General features: G+C 32.7%; 19 protein-coding genes. 3 read left to right on the forward strand and 16 right to left on the reverse strand.

The window, feature by feature from the left end; genetic code table 11:
• Positions 1–35: 35 nt before the first annotated feature.
• From G634_RS19965 to G634_RS0100795, 13 genes are all read right to left on the reverse strand, one after another.
• On the reverse strand, positions 36–413 hold the full coding sequence (locus G634_RS19965; protein ID WP_051233587.1) for a hypothetical protein: 378 nt from the start codon (positions 411–413) through the stop codon (positions 36–38).
• A 4-nt stretch (positions 414–417) separates the two neighbouring features.
• Positions 418–1,680: an ABC transporter ATP-binding protein gene (locus G634_RS0100735; RefSeq protein ID WP_026503683.1), complete on the reverse strand. Its 1,263-nt coding sequence runs from the start codon at positions 1,678–1,680 to the stop codon at positions 418–420.
• Between the two features lie 3 nt (positions 1,681–1,683).
• Positions 1,684–2,523, reverse strand: a complete 840-nt coding sequence (locus G634_RS0100740; RefSeq protein WP_026503684.1) for an ABC transporter permease — start codon at positions 2,521–2,523, stop codon at positions 1,684–1,686.
• A gap of 270 nt (positions 2,524–2,793) precedes the next feature.
• Complete coding sequence (locus tag G634_RS17440; protein WP_051233588.1) at positions 2,794–3,813, reverse strand: glycosyltransferase; 1,020 nt, start codon at positions 3,811–3,813, stop codon at positions 2,794–2,796.
• 97 nt (positions 3,814–3,910) lie between these two features.
• Complete coding sequence (locus G634_RS17445) at positions 3,911–4,918, reverse strand: glycosyltransferase (protein ID WP_051233589.1); 1,008 nt, start codon at positions 4,916–4,918, stop codon at positions 3,911–3,913.
• 69 nt (positions 4,919–4,987) lie between these two features.
• Positions 4,988–6,040, reverse strand: a complete 1,053-nt coding sequence (locus G634_RS17450) for a hypothetical protein (protein WP_051233590.1) — start codon at positions 6,038–6,040, stop codon at positions 4,988–4,990.
• Positions 6,041–6,172: 132 nt separating this feature from the next.
• Positions 6,173–7,270 carry a glycosyltransferase family 4 protein gene (locus G634_RS19970; protein ID WP_026503685.1) on the reverse strand — a complete coding sequence of 366 codons (1,098 nt, stop codon included), beginning with the start codon at positions 7,268–7,270 and terminating at the stop codon, positions 6,173–6,175.
• 17 nt (positions 7,271–7,287) lie between these two features.
• Positions 7,288–7,857: an acyltransferase gene (locus G634_RS0100770; RefSeq protein WP_196805266.1), complete on the reverse strand. Its 570-nt coding sequence runs from the start codon at positions 7,855–7,857 to the stop codon at positions 7,288–7,290.
• A gap of 54 nt (positions 7,858–7,911) precedes the next feature.
• Positions 7,912–9,642: a glycosyltransferase family 39 protein gene (locus tag G634_RS0100775; protein WP_026503687.1), complete on the reverse strand. Its 1,731-nt coding sequence runs from the start codon at positions 9,640–9,642 to the stop codon at positions 7,912–7,914.
• A gap of 68 nt (positions 9,643–9,710) precedes the next feature.
• Positions 9,711–11,552 (reverse strand): glycosyltransferase family 39 protein, encoded by a 1,842-nt coding sequence (locus G634_RS0100780; protein WP_026503688.1) that lies wholly within the window; start codon positions 11,550–11,552, stop codon positions 9,711–9,713.
• Positions 11,507–13,093, reverse strand: coding sequence for a hypothetical protein (locus G634_RS0100785; protein ID WP_026503689.1), 1,587 nt, complete (start codon positions 13,091–13,093; stop codon positions 11,507–11,509). The genes G634_RS0100780 and G634_RS0100785 overlap by 46 nt, the downstream gene beginning before the upstream one ends.
• Before the next feature lie 15 nt (positions 13,094–13,108).
• Complete coding sequence (locus tag G634_RS0100790) at positions 13,109–14,605, reverse strand: hypothetical protein (protein WP_026503690.1); 1,497 nt, start codon at positions 14,603–14,605, stop codon at positions 13,109–13,111.
• A complete protein-coding gene (locus tag G634_RS0100795; RefSeq protein ID WP_026503691.1) occupies positions 14,574–15,995 on the reverse strand; it encodes an MBOAT family O-acyltransferase in 1,422 nt (473 codons plus the stop codon). The genes G634_RS0100790 and G634_RS0100795 overlap by 32 nt, the downstream gene beginning before the upstream one ends.
• 275 nt (positions 15,996–16,270) lie before the next feature.
• On the opposite strand from G634_RS0100795, the gene G634_RS0100800 reads away from it, so the two are divergent.
• Positions 16,271–17,479, forward strand: coding sequence for a glycosyltransferase (locus G634_RS0100800; protein WP_081676398.1), 1,209 nt, complete (start codon positions 16,271–16,273; stop codon positions 17,477–17,479).
• 78 nt (positions 17,480–17,557) lie between these two features.
• Here the strand turns inward: G634_RS0100800 and G634_RS0100805 are convergent, their stop codons facing one another.
• Positions 17,558–17,779 carry a hypothetical protein gene (locus G634_RS0100805; RefSeq protein ID WP_026503693.1) on the reverse strand — a complete coding sequence of 74 codons (222 nt, stop codon included), beginning with the start codon at positions 17,777–17,779 and terminating at the stop codon, positions 17,558–17,560.
• Positions 17,746–19,434, reverse strand: coding sequence for a hypothetical protein (locus G634_RS0100810; RefSeq protein WP_026503694.1), 1,689 nt, complete (start codon positions 19,432–19,434; stop codon positions 17,746–17,748). The genes G634_RS0100805 and G634_RS0100810 overlap by 34 nt, the downstream gene beginning before the upstream one ends.
• A 238-nt stretch (positions 19,435–19,672) precedes the next feature.
• On the opposite strand from G634_RS0100810, the gene G634_RS0100815 reads away from it, so the two are divergent.
• Positions 19,673–20,833 (forward strand): glycosyltransferase family protein, encoded by a 1,161-nt coding sequence (locus G634_RS0100815; RefSeq protein WP_026503695.1) that lies wholly within the window; start codon positions 19,673–19,675, stop codon positions 20,831–20,833.
• Positions 20,834–20,974: 141 nt separating this feature from the next.
• Here the strand turns inward: G634_RS0100815 and G634_RS17460 are convergent, their stop codons facing one another.
• Positions 20,975–22,015: a hypothetical protein gene (locus tag G634_RS17460; protein ID WP_051233592.1), complete on the reverse strand. Its 1,041-nt coding sequence runs from the start codon at positions 22,013–22,015 to the stop codon at positions 20,975–20,977.
• 152 nt (positions 22,016–22,167) lie between these two features.
• Here G634_RS17460 and G634_RS19975 point away from each other — a divergent pair, with 152 nt between their 5' ends.
• On the forward strand, positions 22,168–23,604 hold the full coding sequence (locus G634_RS19975; protein WP_051233594.1) for a family 43 glycosylhydrolase: 1,437 nt from the start codon (positions 22,168–22,170) through the stop codon (positions 23,602–23,604).
• The last annotated feature ends 325 nt before the right edge of the window (positions 23,605–23,929 follow it).

Here is a 23,929-nt window from a genome sequence, read left to right on the forward strand (position 1 = left end):
CGGCTTTATTTGCTTAAAATATGCCCTTAGGGCCTTTATTTCATCATGGTTATACTTCTCCCCCCCAAACCTAGAAATACTGGTCTACAGCCCTTTTCAGCTAATTTGTCAATCATTTTTCTTGAAGGTGCATTCAAGAATTCTTGCGTTCCAACCATACCAGGAATAACAACATAATCAGCATTTAGATAATCAGACATCTTAAATATAATAGGCTTGGTAGGCACATCCTTACTTAGTATTCTTCTCTTACCAATAGGGGCATTGTTTACATAATAATTAGTCATCGCAGATAGGCATGCCATATGGCAGTCGTCACCAAATATTCTTTTAGTTAATTCCATTCCTCCTATATCAATAAAGGCTTCACCAACATTTGTGAACCAGCAATTATTAAAATATAGAATTTTCATGTGGCTATACCTCCCTCAATTGCGGCAACCTTACGGAGCCCCAATACTGTCTCTGCCAATTAGTCTTTTCCATAGAATCATTCACAATTTCGAAGAAAATCTGATCTGCTTGGTCAAGATCCCTAAGCTCATTGCTCTCATTAATTTCAGATAAATGAAAATAGGCAATATAAATCCCTTCAGCTAAGTTTGAAATATCATACTCTAACTTTGTCTCGTAATCTCCAGCCGAATAATCTTTGAGCATTGTCCGACAATCTGTATATCCAACTGCACTTCCATCTGCGTATTTTAAAGATAAATCTATTAGCACATTGTCAATATTTTCATGGGCTGTCCATTTAAAATCCAATAACATTTTTTCATCGGTACGAAATCTTGCCATCCCTCTATCTAAAATTGATATTGACTTAAATCTAGCCTTTCTTCCCAAGTCAGCGGACACACGCTTAAATGTACTCAAATCATACTCTGTTTTTAAATCAGATGAATGACTATTCATATATATGTCTATAGCCTTCTCAACATCACCATCAAAAATCATTTTTCCTTTTTCAAGGACAATACATCTAGTACATAAATTTCTTATAGTGGCCATATTATGACTTACATATAATACTGTCTTTCCACCTTTGGCCTCATCGCCCATCTTTCCAAGACATTTCTTTTGGAACTTCATATCACCAACAGCAAGCACTTCATCCATGACCATGATTTCCGCATCAAGGTGTGATGCCACGGCAAAGGCAAGCTTGACATACATACCTGAAGAGTATCGTTTTACAGGTGTATCTATGAACTGTCTGCACTCCGAAAAGTCGATGATAGATTCAATCTTTTCATCAACTTCTTTTCTGGTCATTCCTAGGATAGCGCCATTCATATATATGTTTTCTCTACCTGTAAGTTCCCCATGGAATCCTGTACCAACTTCAAGCATTGAAGCAATTCGTCCATCAATCCAAATATCGCCTTCTGTAGGAGCTGTAACTCTGGAAAGAATTTTGAGAAGTGTAGATTTACCTGCGCCATTTCCGCCTATAATACCTACAGCCTCGCCCTTTTTTATCTCAAGATTGATACCATCAAGAGCCCAAAATGACTCTCCAAAGTGTTCTGCACTCTGTCCAATCTTCATATTTGGGTCTTCTTTTCCTCTAACTCTTGCCCACCATGACTGAAGCTCGGCATTTAGAGTCTGACCACCTATTGCACCAAGCTTATACTGTTTTCTTAAATTTTCTATCTTTATTGCTGTATCTGACATTTCTTATACCGTATCCATAAATGTTTTTTCAATCTTACTAAATAAAAGTACTCCTAAAGTTAAAACAATAAGAGTTACTATCCAACTTAGTCCCCAATAATGCCATGCAAGTGTTTTAGTACCTAGAAGTACACTTCTAAAGCACTCTATTATCGGAGTCATGGCATTAAGCATGTATACTGATAAGTATTTCCGAGGAATTATCTCGGTTGTATACACTACAGGTGTTGCATACATCCAAAGCTGAACACCGAAACCTACAAGAACTACCAAATCTCTATACTTGGTAGTAAGAGAAGCTATGATAATTCCACATCCAAGTCCAAATAATCCAGCCTGAAATATAAGAACAGGCACCAATAAAAGTGACCATCCAAGTCCAAAATTATATCCATTAAAACTATAATATGCAATTGCAATTACCAGCATTGCCAATTGTATTCCTAAATCCAACATGCCGGTAAGTACAGATGAAATCGGCATTACTAGTCTAGGAAAGTATACTTTACCCATTATTGCAGCATTTGCAGTAAATGTACTAGATGTCTGTGTAAGGCTTGTAGCAAAAAATGTCCATAGTGCATTACTGCAAAGGTAAAATACAAACTGCGGAACACCGCTTGTTGACAAACCAGCTAAGTTTCCAAAGACAAATGCATATAGTAGTACAGAAATTAATGGTTTGAATATTAACCATAACGGACCAAGTATTGTCTGCTTATAAATCGTCGTATAATTTCTTTTAAAGAAAAGCCAAATAAGATCTTTATATCTAAAAAGTTCTTTTAAATCAATATCAAACCACCCTGTTTTGGCTTTAATATGTGTAGTATATTGCTCCATGTATTACTAACTTGTTCCTTTCAATCTACAATGTATTAAAAAATGTACTTCCTATTTTTTGTGATATACTGCCCCTTATGCGTCTTCTATATAAATATAAATTGTCAGTAATATGTATCACTTTACCATATCTATAAATTCGCATCCAATAGTCATAATCTTCCGCCAAAAAAGATTGGCATCGTACGCTCCAACCTTCTTTGCAATTTCTGAAATGTACAAGAAACATGCTCCGCACCATTATATACTGGGAGTACTATAGATACTCTCTTATTGTCCATTTTTTCTATGTATAATCTTATAAAACATACCAATTACAACATTATAGAATTCATATAAATGGTAATTAGTATAAAACAGCTTTAAAGATATTCCCCCTATTCTATATTTTTTTAATATAGGCCTTATTCTTTCAAAATATTCTTTTGACTCCTTAGATTCTTGATCAGCCTTGTTCATTTGCTTCCAATGATGAATCATCATGCTCACAAAAAAAGAGAGCTGCCAAATTCCATACATATCTTTTATCTCTTGATGACACTCTATAAATCTATCTGTTTCTTCTATACTTATGCACATTGCTTTATTCTTTGGAAGCAAATTATTATTTGTTGTAATTGAATTTGATCTTACTCTTCTGTAATACAGCGGTTCATGCAAAAGTGCCACACGTTGACAAACAGATGTAAGCTCGAAATTAAATAAATTATCTTCGTGTATTATTCCTTCATAAAAACGCAAGTTGTTGTCTTCAATAACACTTCTTTTGATAAATATCAAACAACAACTTGGAAAATAATCATTGTTATCCAACGCTTTGCGATAAAAATCTGTTCCCTTCATGACATCCGGGTAACAACCATTATATTTATATCCACCTGCTTCTCTAGTCCACTGATAATCACTAGTTCCATCTTCAAATGAATATGCAACAAAACGTAACTGGTCTAAATTTTCTTCTTCAGATTTTCTGTATAGTCTTTCTATTGCATCTTTTTTTAGAAAATCATCGCTGTCAAGAAAATAAACATACTTACCTTTAGCATGCTCCAATCCAGTATTTCTTGCTGCTGAAAGCCCTCCATTTTTACGATTTATAAGAATAAAATTATCATTTTTATCACAATACTCTTTTACTATGTCGTCAGAATTGTCTGTAGAACCATCATTCACAATCAATACTTCAAATTCCTTAAAAGTCTGTTTTTCAAGACTATCCAAACATTCTCCTACATAGTTCCTAACATTATACACTGGAACAATAATACTTACCTTAATATCTTTATTCATCCTTTGGTTCCTAATTAGTATTCTATTAGCAAATCTACAAAGTATATTAACACACTTTATATATTATTGCTACATTTACGATAAACTAGCATAAAAACTACAGTTCTATATCAAATAGCTTCTTTACAACATTTCTAAATACTGTTTTTTTATTTTCTATGAACAGAATATAATAACTTTTTTGCCAAAATGAAAGAGGCCTGTTTATTTTTTTTGAATACTTCATTACTAGTTCCATAGCTTCTTTGTTTTCTTTTATTTCATTGGCAAATTCTGTAATTTGCTGATCTTTTAACTTTTTCTTTGGAAAACGAATATCTATAGGACAATTCTCTCCCGTTCCATCAAAGCCAATATTTTTACACATATCTACATTAGGATATAGTACTAGTCCATTGTGTAGATATATTGCCAATTCCCAAAAAACCGCCCAAGTTTTCTTTTTTCCACTGGCATTATCCAATACTTGCTGCCAAATAAGATCAGTTCCATTTCGATCAAGCTTATAAATATCTTCATCAGTCATCTGTGAAACAAATTTCTGAGGATTTCTTTCAAAATACTGCCATCTATCAAACCAAGTAGCCCATCCCCAGCATCCTCCCCAAGGTAATAAAAATGTTTGAGGTAAAAATGCCTTATCTTTATCAGTAGGAAGCGAACATCCACATATCTCCATCACTTTCTGCTGATCAGCATACCGTATCAAGGCTTCATTCATATATTCTAGAAAAAACTTGTTTGGCACTATATCATCTTCAAGCACAATTACCTTTTTATGCTTATTGATAACATTAGTAACGCCACCCATAATATTCTCTGCTAAGCCTATATTATTATCCCTTTCAATAATAATAATGTCTTTAAATCCATCAATGCTATGAATAAATGATCTTGTTGCTTCCACTTCGGCTAAATCAGATTCATCTCTTGCTCCATCAGAAAATATATAAAGCCTAGTTTTCTCAGATAGAGAACATTTCTTTAGATTATCAACTACTTTTTTTAATGAATCAATCCGTTTGTAGGTAAACAAACAAACTGGAGCGCAAATATCATCTTTTTCAAAAATTTTATTCTTTTTTATATTTCCAACTTTATTCATGGTAAAAACTCCATATATCATTGATAAATATAAATACTTATTGCAATCAAACCATAGTACTATATTTATTTATCCAATATGAATTATATCTTTTTTTCCATTTAAATATTTCTTTATTCTTCTATCCAAATCCACAGAATAATTATATATTTTATCTTTCAAACTTAGATTTACAGGTTCAATCTCTTCTGATAATGCTGGATGTTTGATAATCATAGGATAAAATCCGTATTCTTTTAAAACAAACTCTTTTTCATGATTCAGCTTTAAAAGATATTCATTATATAGTGCTTTAACAAGCTTATGATCCACTCTCCAATGAGACGCTGCAACACCTATATCCACCGTTTTTTCATTTAAATAACAAATGTTATGGTAATGGTAAAAAACAACATTTGTACTAACTTTATCATCCATCTTTATCTGAATATCATCATCATTTTTTGATATCAATTTATAGCGATCTAGGTTCCATAAAGCTAGTCCTGCACCGGGATGTTCAAGTACATGAACACAATCATATTTCTCCAACCATTCATTTAAATACATTTGATCTCCAAACGTTTTTCCATTATCTGCAGCTTTGCAAGAATTAAGTACTTGTTTCTTCCATTCTTTCAATACCTTCCTTCCAAATGTATCATTGCAGAAAGTATTAAACTCCACACAATATTTTCCCGAATTTTTCTCGCTATAGTAGCCATAAAAACTATTGGAAAATCTGTGTTCTATAATCTGTACACTTTTATTGTTTGCTATCATTTCATTAATTAAAACAATAGGATCACAATAAAAATACATATCAGCATCAATATATGTACAATATCCTTCATTATAAACAGTAAATACATAGTCCAAAAAGCAAGCTGAACAAGTCCAGTTATATTCTGCTCTTGATCGATTTGACTTTACCTTTAACATAACCTCATCTTCAAAATCACACAGTGAAACCACTATTACGTTTTCAAAGTCAATGTCTTTAAGAACTTTTTCACATCTATCATCCATGGCCAAAACATACAACCGAAACTTTTTGGCGTTTTTTTCTAATGATTTAATTAATACCAATCCCTTATCTAAGTAATTACTATCAAATAAGGTACAATAAACATTTTTATCCAAAGTGGCTCCCATCAAAAAATATAATCAGTATTTATTATATCTAGCATATTAACTTTAACACTATAATCCAAACATTATAATTACAATATCTGTATAAACAAAAACAATTTTATCACATATCGCAATATTGTTCTAACAAAAATAAATCATCATATATCCCTTAACAAATCGCTGTCTACTCAATTTTTCCACATATGCTTTTGCCATATCATCATATTCATAATCTTTCAGCAGAAGTTTCTGCATTTTCTTTGAAAGATCCTGCACGTTTTCTGCCTGAAACACTTCTCCCAAATGGTATTTACTTATCGTATTCCCAATTTCTCCACAATCAGGTCCTATTATCCATTTACCATATGCAACTCCATCTATCATAGGTCCGCTTGCACCATTAAATTCACGTCTATACGGAACTGCCACAATATCACAATGCTGTATTAAATACCTCATCTCTGAATCTGAGATATATCGCATTATCATAGTTATTTGCCTAGAAAAATTACTGCTAAGCGCCATAATTTCATCTGTGGCTATATCCTGCTCTTTTCCAGCAATAATAAGATGAAATGGGCAATTTACACTTTGTAGTGCTTTAAGCAAAATGTCTAAACCTTTATCACGTCTTGTCGCCCCTAGAGCTAATATTACCTTTGTATTTTTATTAAAATCATTTAGTTCCGGAGGACATACGCTATCTTTTTTGGCGCTTTCATCAGCTTTTAGAAAAGATGGATAATGTACTACTTTACCATTTTTTATTCCTTGACTACCAAGCAAAGAGCATAAATAATCAGAATGTACGACTATTGTATCCAGCATTCTGGACACTCTTAGCATTGACAGGCGCATAAACAGTTTATACCACTTTCTATCATAATCCATCGTTACGTGATGATATGTGGCAATTACCCTATACCTTTTCAAAAATTGCATTCCGAAACCGGCATACAGATTTAGATAATCACCTGCAAGAAAATGAATTAAATCAGGCTTTTCTTCTCTTACAATATGCTTTAGTTTCTTTAACGCAATTAAATAATTTTCAAAGGATAAAGTCTGGTAAGAAAATTCCGGAATACCAATCTTCTTGACATTATCAGCAGTATTGTATTTTGTTGCATCTTCTACAGGCAGCACCAACATATATTCAGCCGATATGTTTTCTATTATTGTATTTCTATATACTTCAAAATGGCCTTCAACACCACCATCAATCAATAATACTTTCATCTATTCAACTTTCTATTTTAGCGAAAAAAAGCTTCATGATACAATTCATATGTATTGGATATTTCTCTCTTTTTCCCTTTAATAAGCGGATTTCCATAATAAATTGTATTTGCCTCTAGATGTCCTTTTGCAACTGCACCTGCTCCTACTACACAGCCAGAATCAAGTTCTGAACCTTCCAGAACAGTTGCACCTGCTCCAAGAAAAACATGATCATGTATTTTAATCTGGTGATCCTGATATGCAAAATCTTCTGACTGCAAATCGTGACTTGCAGATATGATCCTTGAAAAAACGGATATAGATGAATTATCTTCTATTATTATTCCGCCTCGCCCGTCAAGATAGCAAAACTCATTGATAATGCAACCTTCACCTAGAGTAATATTATGGGGACGAACTATGATTGTCCCATATCCAATACGGCATTTCCTGCCCATCTTTAGCCCGGACAGTTTATATAGAAGTCTTCTAATCCACCATGCCGGTATATGATTGATAAAGGTATTAAGAAGCATGTAACCTAGATCCAGATATATCAGACCTAGTTTATACCATGCTTTGGACTTACGTATTTTACTAAACATTTCCATTCCTATCGTTTTTCTCAAATAATGATAATTATACCGTAAAAAACAAGATTATTCATACCAATAATATAATCCACATGTACTCTCTGCTAAAATAAGTTTTGCTTCTGAATCAGGCTCATTAACAATTTCATAGTCTTTTATTCCAGTATCTAATACATTAAAAATATAACCATGAAAACCTCCAGGTGCTTGTAAACAAATTTTAACTTTCCTTGAATCAGACATTTTTTCCATATTGCTTAATTCAGAATATGCCTGACTAGATTTTTTATATCTCCATACATCTGCATACAATGTTCCAGCACAGTTTATCACCAACAAACCAATAACTATAAAACTTATAATTCTATCTCTTTTTCTGACCCCTTGCATGTTTACATACTGAAACATCCAAGAAAATAATGCTCCCATCGGAATAAAGTACAAATGAAGATAATATCTAGCCGCAGACAATCCAGGAACAACTACAATCTGAATCAAAGTCAAAAGAGACAAAATTCCTATTATTATATATATTCTATTGTTTCTGTTTTTATATACCATAAATACTAGGTATAATAATGACACTAAGAATATACCACTGAACATTATTCCCCAACCAGCTACTCGCGTATCAACAAATGACGCACTTTGTGATATCTCTGCTAAACTAAATGTAAATGGAACCTTCAAAACAGGTTCAACTTCAATAGTATTCTGACACTTAGAAAAAAGAGAAAAAAGAGTCTGCAATGGATGTGGCAATGATCCAAACCATTGTGTAACATTTGTATGAAGTACTCCATCTGATATTCCATCAGTACCTGTAATGGAGTAAAAAGGATTACGATGCACAAAAGTATTATGCCAATATGTCGTTGATCCCACTATTCCAAATGTCAAAATCCCAACACAGATATATTTTTCTAAAATTCCAACAATTTTTCTCAAATCTAAATGATTTATGAATATGTCAGCAGCCAAAAAACCACAACAATAAATAGCAGCAAATATCACTCCTGAAAACTTAGAGTTTATCATTAGTGCGACACTTACTCCTACCATAATCCATGAAATATTATTGGAGGACTTAGACTCTATTATTTTAACTAAATTCAAAACTACAACAATAATCATGCAGTACATAAATGCATCATTATAATATGATTGCGCTTGAGCTAAAGTGATTGGATTACATACAGATAATACTGCAAAAATCAAACTCAAAAAAGACTTATTCAGATATTTTTTAACAAAATCATATACCAATAATACTGCTGCTATCATTGCAAGCATTGTGTAGCATTTTCCACTCTCTATATTTCCTGTAAATGCATAAACAACAGCTCCAAAAATCCAAGTAGCTTTTGGATAATGAGTATAAAAAATTGGCCATTTATCTGCCTTTCCAATCAAAAAACCTAAACGATTGTTGGCTTCTTCAAAAGTCTCATATATCGGGTTCCAACCATATTTTAATAAACCTGTACAAGTTTTATGATAAGAGTTTCCATCCCATGACATATCAAAAACACATGTTGATAGTGATACAGAAACTGTAAAGATAAACAGTACCCAAGCTCCACTTATTATTAGCTTTTTTAAATCCAAGTGCATGTTTTTTTGAGCTATTATTGCTTCAATGACTTCACAAATAAAAACAATTACCAAAGAAAATCTGTTTATAGAAAGTCCAAAAAACATGCAGATTGTTGGAACAATAACAATATTGAATATAGTCCATAGCAACATTATTCCAACTAATCTGGTTATTTCTACATTCTTCAATTGACTTTTCATTTTTCCTCACTTTTGTTTAGATAAGCATTCTAATCTATTCGTATTTGGTTGTATAAGATACCTCAACGCTAAAATTTTCCTATAATAAAACACTTATAATATGCAACTGCTCCATCCTTTGAGCAACATTCCTCAATAGTCGAAGTGTTGTATTTACCAAACTTTTCAACTATTTTCTCAATATTTTTTTTATCCCAACTTAATAGGCATATTTTATTACCTTTGGATAACCAGTCATCCACTAGTGATTTGCTTACTTCATTAACATCAAACAATCCGGTATTTCTATAAGCAATCTCATACTCTATATTATTATTTGATAAGTATATAAATGTTGGTAAAAAACCCGAATCTGCGAAAATATACTTATAACCTGTATTTTTTGAGTCCATTGCTTCTTCTGTCATTGTTGTTGAAAAATAACCATGTCCACCACCCATTTCCTCAAGTCTTTTAGTAAATTTCCGTGTTCCTTGTATATTTACAATGAATAAAGCGATACCAACAGTAACAATAGTCGCCTTATAGACTTTTTGGTTTTCTTTTAAAACAGATAATATTTTTACAATCCCGTTTAAACCAAATCCTATAAGTAAAAAATTCAGCCATTCAAATACCTCTACATGCTGAGGAGTCATTCTTGAAATCATTTTTAACGAAAACACATAGTAGCAAATATAGAATCCAAAAATTTCAAAAAATTCCACATTATTAATCGTTACAACCTTGGCATTAAAATGTTGCTTACCAAATTTGATGATTTTATCAATTATTAACAATGTCAGAAATGTAATTGTGATAATTATAGTACCCTTACCTAACCACATTTCTTCCATTCCTTTATGATCAAGAATATTATACGAAGTCCATATTCCTGATGATGCTATATAAACCAATCGCCAGAAAGTTGTCATTTTTTGAAATAGTGTAACCTTATTTCCCAATACGTTAATATACGAAAATCTGTTAATAGCACTTTTAATATAAGCAAAACCAAAGATACTTCCTATCAAGCAAGCACATCCAACTATAACTATTAATAAAAAGTAAATTTTACGAATAAATGCTATTTTCTCTTTCTTCACTATCAATGGGATCAGCGTAAAAATAACAGATATGACAATCAACAATAATAGCACAATCTTACACATAGTCTCGGAAAATATGTAATGCAAAACACTGTCAGAAAATCCCCATACATATGGTAAAATGCCTAGTGTAAAACCAAATACGTACTTTTCTGTTCCTAGAAATTTTATCTTATTAACTTTATTTCTAATTTTGATATCCTCTCTAGCAACGATAATTATCCACATGGGGACCAAAAACAAAAAAGAAAAGTAATCATAAAAAGCCAATCCGCTTAGTAATCCTATTTTCCACCACTTTTCAACCTTTTCTACGTTGCTGCTCTTCCAAATGTATAATGCGATGATGACACACATAACTCCAGGAAGCATTATATCTACCTGAGAACGTGATACTAAAATAATATTAGTATTACTTGCAGCCAAAATGCTAATTACTATTGCTATAGTCATGTTGGTTGTTTTTTTTAATATTAAGTAGATAAAAAAACATATAATCCAAATATATATCAGATGCGAAAATCTAATCAAAAATAAACTTCCACCTCTGGTAATTAAAAGCAAAAGCATCTGAAGATAAATAGCTAACGTTCCATGATAAATGCTTCCTAAAAGAGGTAAAAAGCTATATTGCATTGTAATATGCATATTTCTGTTTGCCGGAAAAACGATTATCGAAGCCAAATATTCAATAATAGCAGAATCAAAATACAGGCCTGGAACATTATATTTATACAATCCAATTCCAAATACTAAACAAGCAAGTATAAATCCAACTATAATTTTCTCTTTTTGTCTGCGTAACAGCATTTTTTTATCCATCCTCTTAACATGTTTACTTGTACTGATGCATATGGAATAATTGCAACCATATACGGAAAACAATATCTTGATTTAGATTCCCAAAATAATTGGAAAACAAATCCCCCTATAAAAAATATCCCTAATACCAAATATCCTATATGGTATTCTTTTTCTTTAATCAGTTTGCCACTTATAAAGATGAGATTGAGTAAATATATAGTTCCGCATACCCCTCCTAACATTCTCAAAATCATTTTCATAGTATTTCCCGCAATAAAATCAACAAATCTTGGTGATACCTGGACTTCATCAACACCATTAATATACACGGAGTGACTCACTGCTCCAAATGTCGGATCTGCCCATTGCCAAATAATCTTTTTTCCGAAAAATCCCACAGCCTTTTTGGGATTATGAATATAATTCTTTATAGCTTCTTTTGATTTTTCTATGCCAATTTTATCAGCTTTTTTCTTATCACATTCATGAGCATATAAACAAAGCAAGTGTGAACCATCGTAACCACCAGGACCTATTTCAGTTTCTGAGTTTAACCCCATCATAAGATAGCAACTAATAGGTATACTGTTCGGATTAGTTTCAGAGTCTGTTACTATTTCAAACGTTTTTCCAGCTATTCTTCCAGAAAACAGCATAACAAAAATACTTAAAACAATAAGTATTAATTCCTTTTTCTTTGCAATTTTGTCATCTTGTTTATCAGAAAACAAATGCACAGACAAAATAATAATTATTGCCACTATTCCAATTGCTGCTCCAGAATATGATATATTTGAAAAAAACATACAAAACAATGATAGTAATGCATATCTAAACTTACGATTTGACAAAAATACAAAGATTCCAAAATAAAACGCAGTCAAAAGAAAAAAGAGACTGCAGATAGTGCCATAAACATATGAAGCATACATAGCAATAGGCAAAAAAAGTATACATATTACTGCGCCCATACACTTGTCTTCTTCTTTTTTTCTTAAAGCAAAAGATATTCGCGCCACAACCATAGTAATACCAAAAGTCAAAACGCAATTAAATAGTTTATACGCTATCCATCCTCTAACATGATTTCTACCAATAAATGCAAATGGAAGCATAATCAATACCATGCCTCTTTGATGTGGGCATAATTGAAAGTAAAAATAATCAATACTATCCAATTCTCCTTTAGCAATATGAGTCGCTGCCTGCCATACCGCCGATGGATCTGCTATTGGATAGAACATTGCATTTTTCATCCATATCACAGATTCGATAAAAACGATTGTTGCAGAAAAAAACACAACAATATTAGCTAACTTTTTATTTTTACGCGTCAAATGCCTAATGAACTCAGATATCAATAAAACGGCGATAGCAACTATTATCACTCCTAAAAGATATTCAATGGCATTTCTTTTTGTAAAAATCAACTTTTCAGTGTGCTTCTTAACCAATAAATCAATTCCCCAGAACAAGTTAACTACAAAAACTACTCCTATTATTAAAAAACACATTAACTTTATTACTCTAGAACAAATAATTTCAAATAGTTTATTCATTATATTATTACACCTCTACCACTTTATCTCTTTGCGAATAGCTGTTCTTGATTCAAAGGTGTCAAAACAAACAGAATCGACAAATCGTCCTAACTTATTATCATATACAACAATATTAATGCCACGAGAATTAACCGAATAATCCTCGTCATTAATAATGATATTTGCTGTTGTTCCACCTGCAATAAAGCCTGCACTCTTTATTTTTACAATTTTACCTCTATCATTAAAGCTAATAGACTTTGAAATTGCTTGATCTGATGCCTCTTCAAAAACTCCAGTATTTCCCTTTACAAAACAATAACTCTTTCTAAAGCAGTTCATCAAATTCGTTTGAACCCCTATCTTTTGCATTAATTCCATATCTTCCACTGATAATGCTCTTGTTCCCTCGTCATTGATTGACATGAATACTGAATAGTCCCATGAATCCAGCGCTCTAAGATACTCGTCAAAATCTGTTATATTTATTAGTTTCAAATCATTCAGCAGCTGTTTATATGCAATGTCTTTGTCATCCCAATAAGCTGATTTACTCTTCTTTATATTAATATTTTCATCAATCATTTTCCCAATCAGTTTTGATAACCTCATTGCTCCTTGAGGATTGCAATGATTTATTACAGTCTCGCCTTCCTGTACCCCCAACTGATTGAAATACTTCTTTTCGTTCAAGTCCCAATAAAATGCATTATGATTGTTTGCATATTCTTCGAGTTCATTATGAATACCATCAGTCATATCTCTTGGTGTAGTATACAATATAAGTTTAATTCCATTCTCTTTACATAATTCTGATATCTTATTCAAATATTCAAGTTTATCCAAAGAAATCTCTGTTCTATCATATTTATTTTTCGACACAAATGGCTCAAATTCAGTTGTTTCTATATATGGAAATGGTCCAAATCCCAAAAGAGAAGTATCTTTAATAACTTCAGATCTAAAATCCTCCGCCCGCAAATCCTTCCATCTACCTGAATATCTAATATTTTTCAAAAAATAACCTACAAAAGACTGTTCCTTTTCTTTTTCACATATTTTCCTAACATATTCAAACTTATTGATTGACAATCTCATTGGATCTGTAGCAAGTCTATAAAATTCCTCTCCCGTATCTTCATATAGATATCTTGTTTCTAAAACAATAGCCTTGGGTTTCTGACTTTTTAAAGCTTCACGCATCCAATAATACGATGTTATAATTGACTGCTGTTGACTTCCTAAAACATATGTTTTCAATTTATAATCATCATACAATAATTGAGGTATGATTCCATTAACAACAACACTACTACCAAAAAATAGTACATCTACTTCATTTTCGGGGACGTCATAAAATCCTTCAAACGAAGTTGTAACTGGATATAAGGAATTGCAATACAGATTTTTTTTCTGTAGAATATCATTAATATTTATAATCGCAATAAAAACCAATAGAACATAAAAAAAATCTATTATTATCCTCCTTCTTCTCTTATTAAAAGTTTCCGTAAATAAATGATTCCGCATTATACATCACTCCATACGTTCCAAAAATTATAATTCCAATTATTAATAATGTTATTATCACATATCTTATTACAAAATTCTGATCATATAACCATTCTCTAATATCATACTTTTGGCGAATAGCATTCGCACCTATCAATACTCCAATGGAACATAAGAGTACATTCCAATCTTTTCCATCCAATCCCAATTTCAATAATGAATCATCAAACATTATCCATGGGTTAAAATACAAAAACATGCTTTTGATCATTTTTAGACTTATAAGTGTACTATCTGCCCTAAATACAATCCAAGCCAGCATTACTTCAAAAAAAGTAATAATCCTATGCCATGTGCGCCAAGTTAATGTATCTTTCTTCAATTTAAAAAATTTGTCAGTCTTAGAATTAATATCAAATCCAAGTACATCGCCTAGTTGATAAAAGGCATGCATCCATCCCCATAATATATAATGAAATCCATCTCCATGCCACATACCACTAATCGTAAACGTTGCAATAAGATTAATTGCCTTTCGAATTTTTCCTTTTCTGTTACCACCTAGCGGAATATATACATAATCTCTAAGCCATAAACTCAAAGATCTATGCCATCTTTGCCAAAAATCTTTTACCGATACTGATAGATATGGATAATTAAAGTTTCTAAACAATCTTATTCCAAACATCTCTGCTACAGCAATTGATAATGCTACACATGCCAAAAAATCAGTATACAGCTGTATACTGAACAAAATTCCGGCCACCCATACATACAGTCCTCTGTATGTATAATAATTCCCAAATACTTCATCCACAAATATTCCTGCTTTATCTGCAATCATATATTTCAAAAAGAATGCCCAGATAACTAAATATATTGCCTTGATAAAACGTTTATATTCAAAATGATGATTATTAAATAGTTCCACTGATAATTGATCATATCTTGATATTGGTCCCTGAATTATAATTGGAAAAAAAGTAAAATAAAGATACAATTTAAAAAAATTCTTTTCAGGCTTAATCCTTTGTCTAGAAATATCAGCCATATATGATACCATCTGTAATGAATAAAAAGAAAGTCCTATCGGAAAAACCAAATTATCAAAAGCACTATTTCCGAAAGAAACGTATTTTTTTAATAATAATGGTAATAAACAAACAATAATGCAAGCCAAAAGTATTTTCTTCAATTTTACTTTATCTATAAGTATCCCCATTCCATAAGCATAGATAACCATTATTAGATGTACAAAAAAAAGAATGCTATTTTTGTTTAATGCATTCCAATAAAAGAATACGCTTGATATTAATAAAACTCCCCAGCGCTGCTTAATTGGAAGTAAGTAATAAAGTAAGAGTGTAATTAAAACCACTCCCATAAATTCAATTGACAAGTAATCCATTTTTTACCCCTTGCATGTATCAATTAACTGTAATTTTACATCACATAATCATAGGCTTAAATGCTTCCGAATATCTCATTCGATTACTAATAAGCGTTACCGTTCACTCGTATAAACACAAAAACAAGAACCAAAAGAACAGCATTTTTCCTTCACCAACTTTCTAATTCTACCATTTATGTTATAATATCGCTAGTGTATTGACAGACTCATTTTGACTAAATTCAGGTTAAAATAAATCTTTTATCATAAAAATTTCGCACGGAGATGAATATATGCATCAAATACTATGGCTGGCGCCGCATGTTCCATACTCGAACATTTCACATGCCGGAGGCAAAAACTTAAACTATTACATGAAATACATAAATGATTCTGGTAAATTCAATATCCATTTCATTGGACTTGGATACATTCAGGAAAAAAAGAAGGTTACTCTGTCAGATAATGGCATTTCAACTGATATATATTATAGAGACAACTCTAGAATAGATTCTTTTTTAAGAAGGTTTGTAAGTGCCTTTTCGCTGATAAATCCATATACCAAATACTATCATTTACTATTATGCTACGAACACCATCAGCTTATAAAGCGCATAAAAAAATATAAAAAAGCCCAAAACTCTAGTCCTGACATTATTATCTTGCATTGGACAGCAATGGCTCTTTTACTTCCTGAATTAAAGAAAATGTTCCCTGACTCTAAATACTTGATAGTTGAGGAAGATGTCACATATTTAAGTTACAAGCGTAAATACGATGCTGCCAAAAAGCATTCTAGTTCTAGCCATTGGAAGCGCTTCTATCATAATTTGAAAAAAGATGAACTTAATGCAATTTCAAATGCAGATTTAACTGTGACTCTAAACGAAAAAGACAGAAAACTTCTTTTATCTGATGGAATACCTCCTGAAAAAGTATTTACTGCTGCCTTATACATCGACAGTCACTCTGATGTCGTTCGAAAGCCTGACAATAATTCGCTCCTCTTCTACGGTGCAATGAACAGACCCGAAAACTACGAAAGCGTATTATGGTTTATCCAAAATGTTATGCCAAAGCTTTCACCTGACATTACTCTTGAAGTTGTTGGTGCAAGGCCACCTCAGATGCTGTATAAAAACTTGCCATCAAATGTTCACATTCGAGGATTCGTAGAGGATATTTCTCCATACCTATCAGGCTGCATGTGCATGGTTGCTCCACTTGTCTTAGGCGCAGGAATCAAGGCCAAGGTTTTAGAGGCTATGTCTGCCGGAATTCCGGTTCTAACCAATGAAATTGGTATTGAAGGAATTGATGCTAGAGATAAAATAGACTACTTTTTCTGCTCGTCTCCTGATGAATACATCACTACTATAGAAAAGCTTTGCTCTGAACCAGAAACTGTAAAAAGAATTGGAGAAAACGGGAAAAATTTTTTCGAATCTTCGTTTGATGTAAATAAAAAGCTTGACACTCTTGTCGATTTCTTACTCAGATAATAAAACATGGTACATAAGTCAAAACAACTGCTTATGTACCATATTTCCAAAAAAATATTATATTTCTATTCATCACCCTCAATTAGCCTTACTACGCCTATATACCACTCCGCAATCTACTGATTCTTTAAGATAATCTCCATCATCTAATTCTTTTGCCATTTTGGTCTTATTCCAGTAAGCTTCATACTCATCTATTTGAGTCTTTGTTACATTTCTTCTTTCCAGCTGATCAAATTCTGAGAAAGGAGCACTTAATCTAAGTATTATATCTGGTTTTTTTGCGGATAGTTCTTCCAATAAGCATCTCCCAAATCATCCTGCATATCCGGCATTATTCTCCATGTTGTATATGCAGCACACTTCATATCGGAATTAAGATATCCCCAAGGGCAAAATCCCATTATATAGAAATTAGCATCCTTTTTAGTGATAGATTTTATAGTATTACTAACAGCTTCATAACACTTTGCTTTCTCTGCAGTAGTTACTATTCCCTTGGCACAACCACTTTCTATTGTTGTATCAAGTTTTCCCAGACTATCATCTCTATATACAAAGCTCAAACGTTCACCAAATGTGATTATTAACGATACTATTATTACTAATGCAGCAGCATAATTGCATTTATACCTTGTCTGTTTCCAAAAATCTTCGAACAGCAATAAAGTTCCGATTCCTGCTATTACACATCCATTTGTGGTAGCACTAAAATGTGTATCCGATGATGCGCACATCAAAACTAAAGCCACTATCCCTGTAAGATAAAACAGATTAAATATCGTTTTATTTCTATTTGGAGTAAGAAGGTATACAATTCCTCCAAACAAAGTCAAGGCTACAGCATTAGCACCTAATGTATAAATATTTCTTAATGGATAGAATGTATTTATAAGCAAAACGCAAATATTGACACATTGCAATGCATTTTTCGTTTTATCATCAATTTTCTTCTTCAATATTGTCCTACTTATTATATACAAAAACGATAATCCCCAAAATGCAATCGTAAATTTAAAGTGATTTGCTATATACAAAAACGCTCCAAAGAATTTCACCAAACCATTTCCATAATATGATGAATCTTGTGTTATGTACTCAAGACTTTGACTAAAAGAATTGATATCAGCACTTTTGAACACATAAATCAAAACAGATACTCCCACAAAAAATGTACCCATAAAGATCATTCTAGTATTTATATCATAGTTTTTCTGCGAATCGCAGATTGTACCTAATGCATTTGAAATTTTTGTAAAAAGATTTGTAAGTTTAGTCTTTAAAGTATTATGATTTTCTTTATCACGATTTTCTCGATCACAATTTACCTTATTACTATTTACTTTCCATATAAGAAAAAGATACATAGAAAATAATAGCGCCAAAAGATATGGGTTGCATACAATAGCTATTCCCCACAATATTCCAACTATAAAAGATTTAATACATTTTCTGATTTTGCTAGTGGAAACGCTTTCCAAATCAGAAAGCAGCATCAAAAATGACAGTAAAAGACTTCCAAGGCTTACAGAATAATATGAAATAGTTATTATATTTCCTCTACATGAGATCATGAATAGTATTGCAGCCAAAATTGCAGTTTTATAGCCTTTTTTACTCAAAACTTTATAAGTAAAAAAGGCTATAAGCATCTGACTTGCCACATACAAATATCGAAAAAATATAAATATTCCATCAAACTCCCCACCTGAAACTTTTTTCCATATCTTTAACAAAGGAACAAGCAGAATCGAATACACCTGAGCAGTATACCATTCATCTATTATTGGCCTATCTCCCTGAACAAATCTATTGGCAGTAGAAAAATAAAACGGCTCATCTGACCAGATGAAGCCATACTTAGCTCTCCATGCTAATACTATTGCAACGACTATTAAGATACAATATGGCATAAAGCCTTTTATCATTTGTTTTTTATTTTCTTTACTATACATATTTTTCCCTGACTTTTTTGTGAAATTCAACAAAACTGATTATACAGCATAATCATCAGCCACTCAATGATTTCCCCTAACTCATGACTAAAGTCACGAGTTAGCCGCCAATGTTATCAAATCTTCAAGCATTGCGATTCAACCTAAAATCACTCCATTCGTAAACCGAAATACTCTTTAAGAACATGCGACCATTTTCATTTTTTGTATTAGCAATTATAATCTAGGAGAAGTTTTTATGGCAGATAAGCTTCCGATACTATTATTCGCTGGGGATGCCAGGCTTTGCTATGGTATTTTTCGATCTTTCAGTAATCAGCTTTATAAAGCTTTATTATCACTTGGTGAAGATGTTATTTATACTGATATTGAAAAGGATGAGCTTTTTCCTTATCTTGGCAAAAAATACAAGGCTATAATTGCGTTTGAAGAACGCTTTTTTTATAGCTTTTTTCCTAATACTACAACTCCACTATTTGACTATGTTGATGGTCCTATTCTTAATTTCTGGGTAGATCATCCTATTACCTTTTATGGTATGTTTGACTGTATTCCATCTAATTATCATATATTAACACTTGATAGGAACTATGTTGACTTTATTCACAAGTACTATACTGATTTTGATGCTTATTTTTTACCTCCTGGTGGTATTGCACCTGAAAGAATCATTCCATTTTCAGAAAGAAAATACAACTTATCTTTTGTAGGAACATACATCGATTGGAAGATTCCATTAGAAAAATTCAATGGCTGTGATGAAAACACTCTTGAAATTGTTCACAAATACGTAGATTGTCTTATTTCCAACTGCACTTTATCTACAGAGGATGCTTTTAACAAAGTTCTTCTAGACATAGGCGCTGAAGTCACAGGTAAACTCTATCTTGAAACACTGGCCAAGCTTCGTCCACTTGCAGACAGATGCGTTGCAAGGCTTTTTCGTGAAAATATAATAGATACACTTTTACAAAATGATATTTCCATTGACGTTTTTGGAGATTCATGGAACAAGGCTCCATTTGCAGATAATCCTAATCTGCATATCCACGAGGAATTATCTGCTGCCGACATTTCAAAGATATATGCCGATTCCAAGATGAGTCTCAATATAATGGGATGGCATAAAGACAGTATCACCGAAAGGATTCTGGATACAATGCTTTCTGAGAGCATCGTAATAAGTGATGAGACAGGATATCTTCGCGAAAATTTCAAGAATGAAAAGGACATTCTTCTTTTTCCGCTCGATAATATTGATGAAGCTGTCCGCCTTATAAAAAAGCATTCAAACGATTATGAACTTGCAGTAAATGGCTATAAAAAAGCTATCCAAAAACACACTTGGAAACAAAGAGCAAAAGAGATTCTTGAACTTATAGATAAATTGGAGAATTAAATGATTTTTTATTCAGTGATTGTTACATCGCGCTTATAAGCATATGATAAAAGGCGTGAAACTTACATTTAGGCAATATAAAAAATGCCAAAACAAAAGTTCACGCCTTACTCTATATATCCGTTTAATCAAAAATCCAAATCATTGTTTACTATTGTTTTCTGTATCATTCTCCAACAATTCTTTTATTAGCTTTGACTGATATTCCTTATCTGAAACCGCTCTTTTCAAATCTTCAAATCTATTTTGATTGATTAACAACAGATTCAAAGAATTAATAACATTCTTGCCCTGCTCCAATCCAATCTCTTGGCCTTGCTTAAGTCCAATCTCTCTGCCTTGCTCTCTGCCTTGCTCTAGACCTTGCTCTAAACTACGTTCTATCAAAGCTTCACTTAAATTGCACATTGTGTTCAGTCTCCTTTCTGTTTCTAAATCTACTACAATTCCGTATTCTGAAAGTTTTTTTTTCTTTATGGAAAAGGAATCATCCCTCATTATCAAATCTTCAAGCATTGCGATCAATTTGTTCTCTGATTCTTTTAGGTTGCTGTTTTTCCTTAAGCGTATTATTACTCCCTGCACCTTATCTAAATTTGCAAGTTTCATTTCTTTTCCATATATCGTATCCTGTACAAAATGTATGCGGTTGATTGAATCTTCATCATCTGCTGTATCCATACATATCCAGATACTTCTTACTGCCTTTAGATTATCATAGTCCGAATTTACAAATTCAACTTCCTTTTGCGCGGATATCATTCTTCCTAGATAATACAATATTCTATTATCAAGTTGATAACCAAGCTTATGTTTATCCGTGCTTTTCTGTGCCTCGATATTTATTAGAATCTTTATCGGCTGCTTTCCAATATATGCTGAAAATCTGATATCATAATATATCTTTCCTTCTCCAAGCACGTTATCTTCTTCTGACGTCTTCTTTACTTTGCCAGTATTTGTAAGCCCTGGTTCCATTCGTATGCTTGAAATTTCTGGTTCATCCATGTTGTTAATAATTGTTTCTATGTCTATCTCAGAAAACTCTTCAAGCGTATACTTCAAGATTCTTGCCAGAATCTGTTTATTTGCTAAAACTTCTTTCATACTTGCATCATATCTTACTGCATACTCATCGTTTTTAGCAATCATTTCTATTATGTCTAGTAAACTGTTGCCCATATTACTCCCTTCACTGTAATTATCGCATGAATGCTTACTTTTGTGAATAAATATCATAGATATTCTTGAGGTTTTACCATGTTTTCTGTATTATAAATTTGTTTGTATCTATATCAAATTATTTTACTAATATCAAAAATGGGAGGTTTACCTTGAAAAGTTATATTAAAGGGGCGAATCCGTACATGCCATTATGGGAACATGTGCCGGATGGAGAGCCAAGAGTATTCGAATACAACAACGAAAAAAGGGTATATGTCTATGGTTCACATGACATAGAGAAGGATAAATATTGTGGTCGCAACTATGTAGTATGGTCTGCGCCTATTAATGATTTAACTGACTGGACTTGTCATGGAGTAGCATACGAAACACAGTATGATTCTGTTCTGTATGCTCCGGATGTTGTCAAAAAGAATGATACTTACTACCTGTATGCAGCTGAGCGTTGCGGAAGTCTTGTAGTTGTGGCAAGTTCCAAAACTCCCTGGGGGCCTTTTGAAAATCCTGTAGAAACAAAGCTTGGATTCGATCCAGGCATACTCGTAGATGATGATGGCAAAGTATATGCTTACTGGGGCGGATGCGCAGCTCCATGTTATATAGCAGAACTCGAAGATGATATGGCTACTATAAAAGAAGGTACATTAGTAGAGAATCCGCTTGGTCATTCTACATGTCCGTGGAACCCTGTTGATGATGGTCATATCTCTTTGATAGATGCCTTTTTTGAAGCATCAAGTCCTAGAAAAGTAATGGGCAAATATGTCTATATTTATTCCAAACGTTATGAAAAGCCGATTCCAGAATTAGGAATATACGAGCCTAATAACGGTTTTCTTTCATATCGTTTTAGCGATTCTCCGTTTGGACCATTCCATGATGGCGGAGATATCAGCTTTAATGGTGGAGAAATACTTAAGGATGCGGATGGATGCGGAACAATGACTTACCAGTGGGGCAATAATCATGGTTCTATTATGGAAGTTAATGGGAAATGGTATATTTTTTACCACAGACAGACCGGACTTAATGAATATTCCAGACAAGCAATGATGGAGCCTATAGAAGTGGCAATGGGAGCAGATGGAAAGCTCTATATCGGAGATGTTACCTTTATAAATGGTGAACCTATATCTTCAAAGCCTGTTGAAATGACTTCTCAAGGGCCTCAGATAAATGGAATAGATGCATATTCATGGATATCTGCAGGTTACGCCTGTCACATATTTGGCAGCAAAAAAAGAGCTTATGTAAGACCAGAATATGACAAAAAAGAAGATATATCAACTCCTATAGTAGATATTACAGATGGAACAACAATTGGTTTTCGTTATCTACAGTTCGGCCTTAATACTCCAGAAAGCGTTACTGTGATTCTCGAAGAGGCTAAAAAAGTCCAAGTTAAAGTACGCATAGATTCTTATAGAGGACGAATTGTATCTATACTAGACTTTGATGGAACAAGTAAAGAAGTTACAGGAAAACTCACATCAGGAATTATAGGAAAACATGCAGTATACTTTGAATTTGTTTCTGAAAACAAAGAAGAAAGCTTTACGTTTGACAGGTTCAGTTTTAATTCCTGACAAAAAGTCATGACTTCTTGTCACTTATATTCAGAAACTCGCATTTACTGCGAGTTTCGTGAGAACAAAAGTCAAGTGGCAAACTGGTTCAAGGCGAAGCCTTTTCAAATGGCCAGTTTGCGTGGTTTTTGGAACGTAGTGACAAAAATCTATAGGTTATTGTTTTCATCAGGAAAATCAAGAACCGTACCAGACCAAAATTTGTCGTTAAGACAAATTTTGTCCTGCGAAGCAGGATTCTTGCTGATGATTATCCTAAATCTCAGCAAGAAGTCATAGATATAGATGAGTTTTGATGGCTTGTAATATTTCATGAGCAGAACTG

It is taken from the genome of Butyrivibrio sp. NC3005 (assembly GCF_000424545.1).
Taxonomy (GTDB): Bacteria; Bacillota; Clostridia; order Lachnospirales; family Lachnospiraceae; genus Butyrivibrio.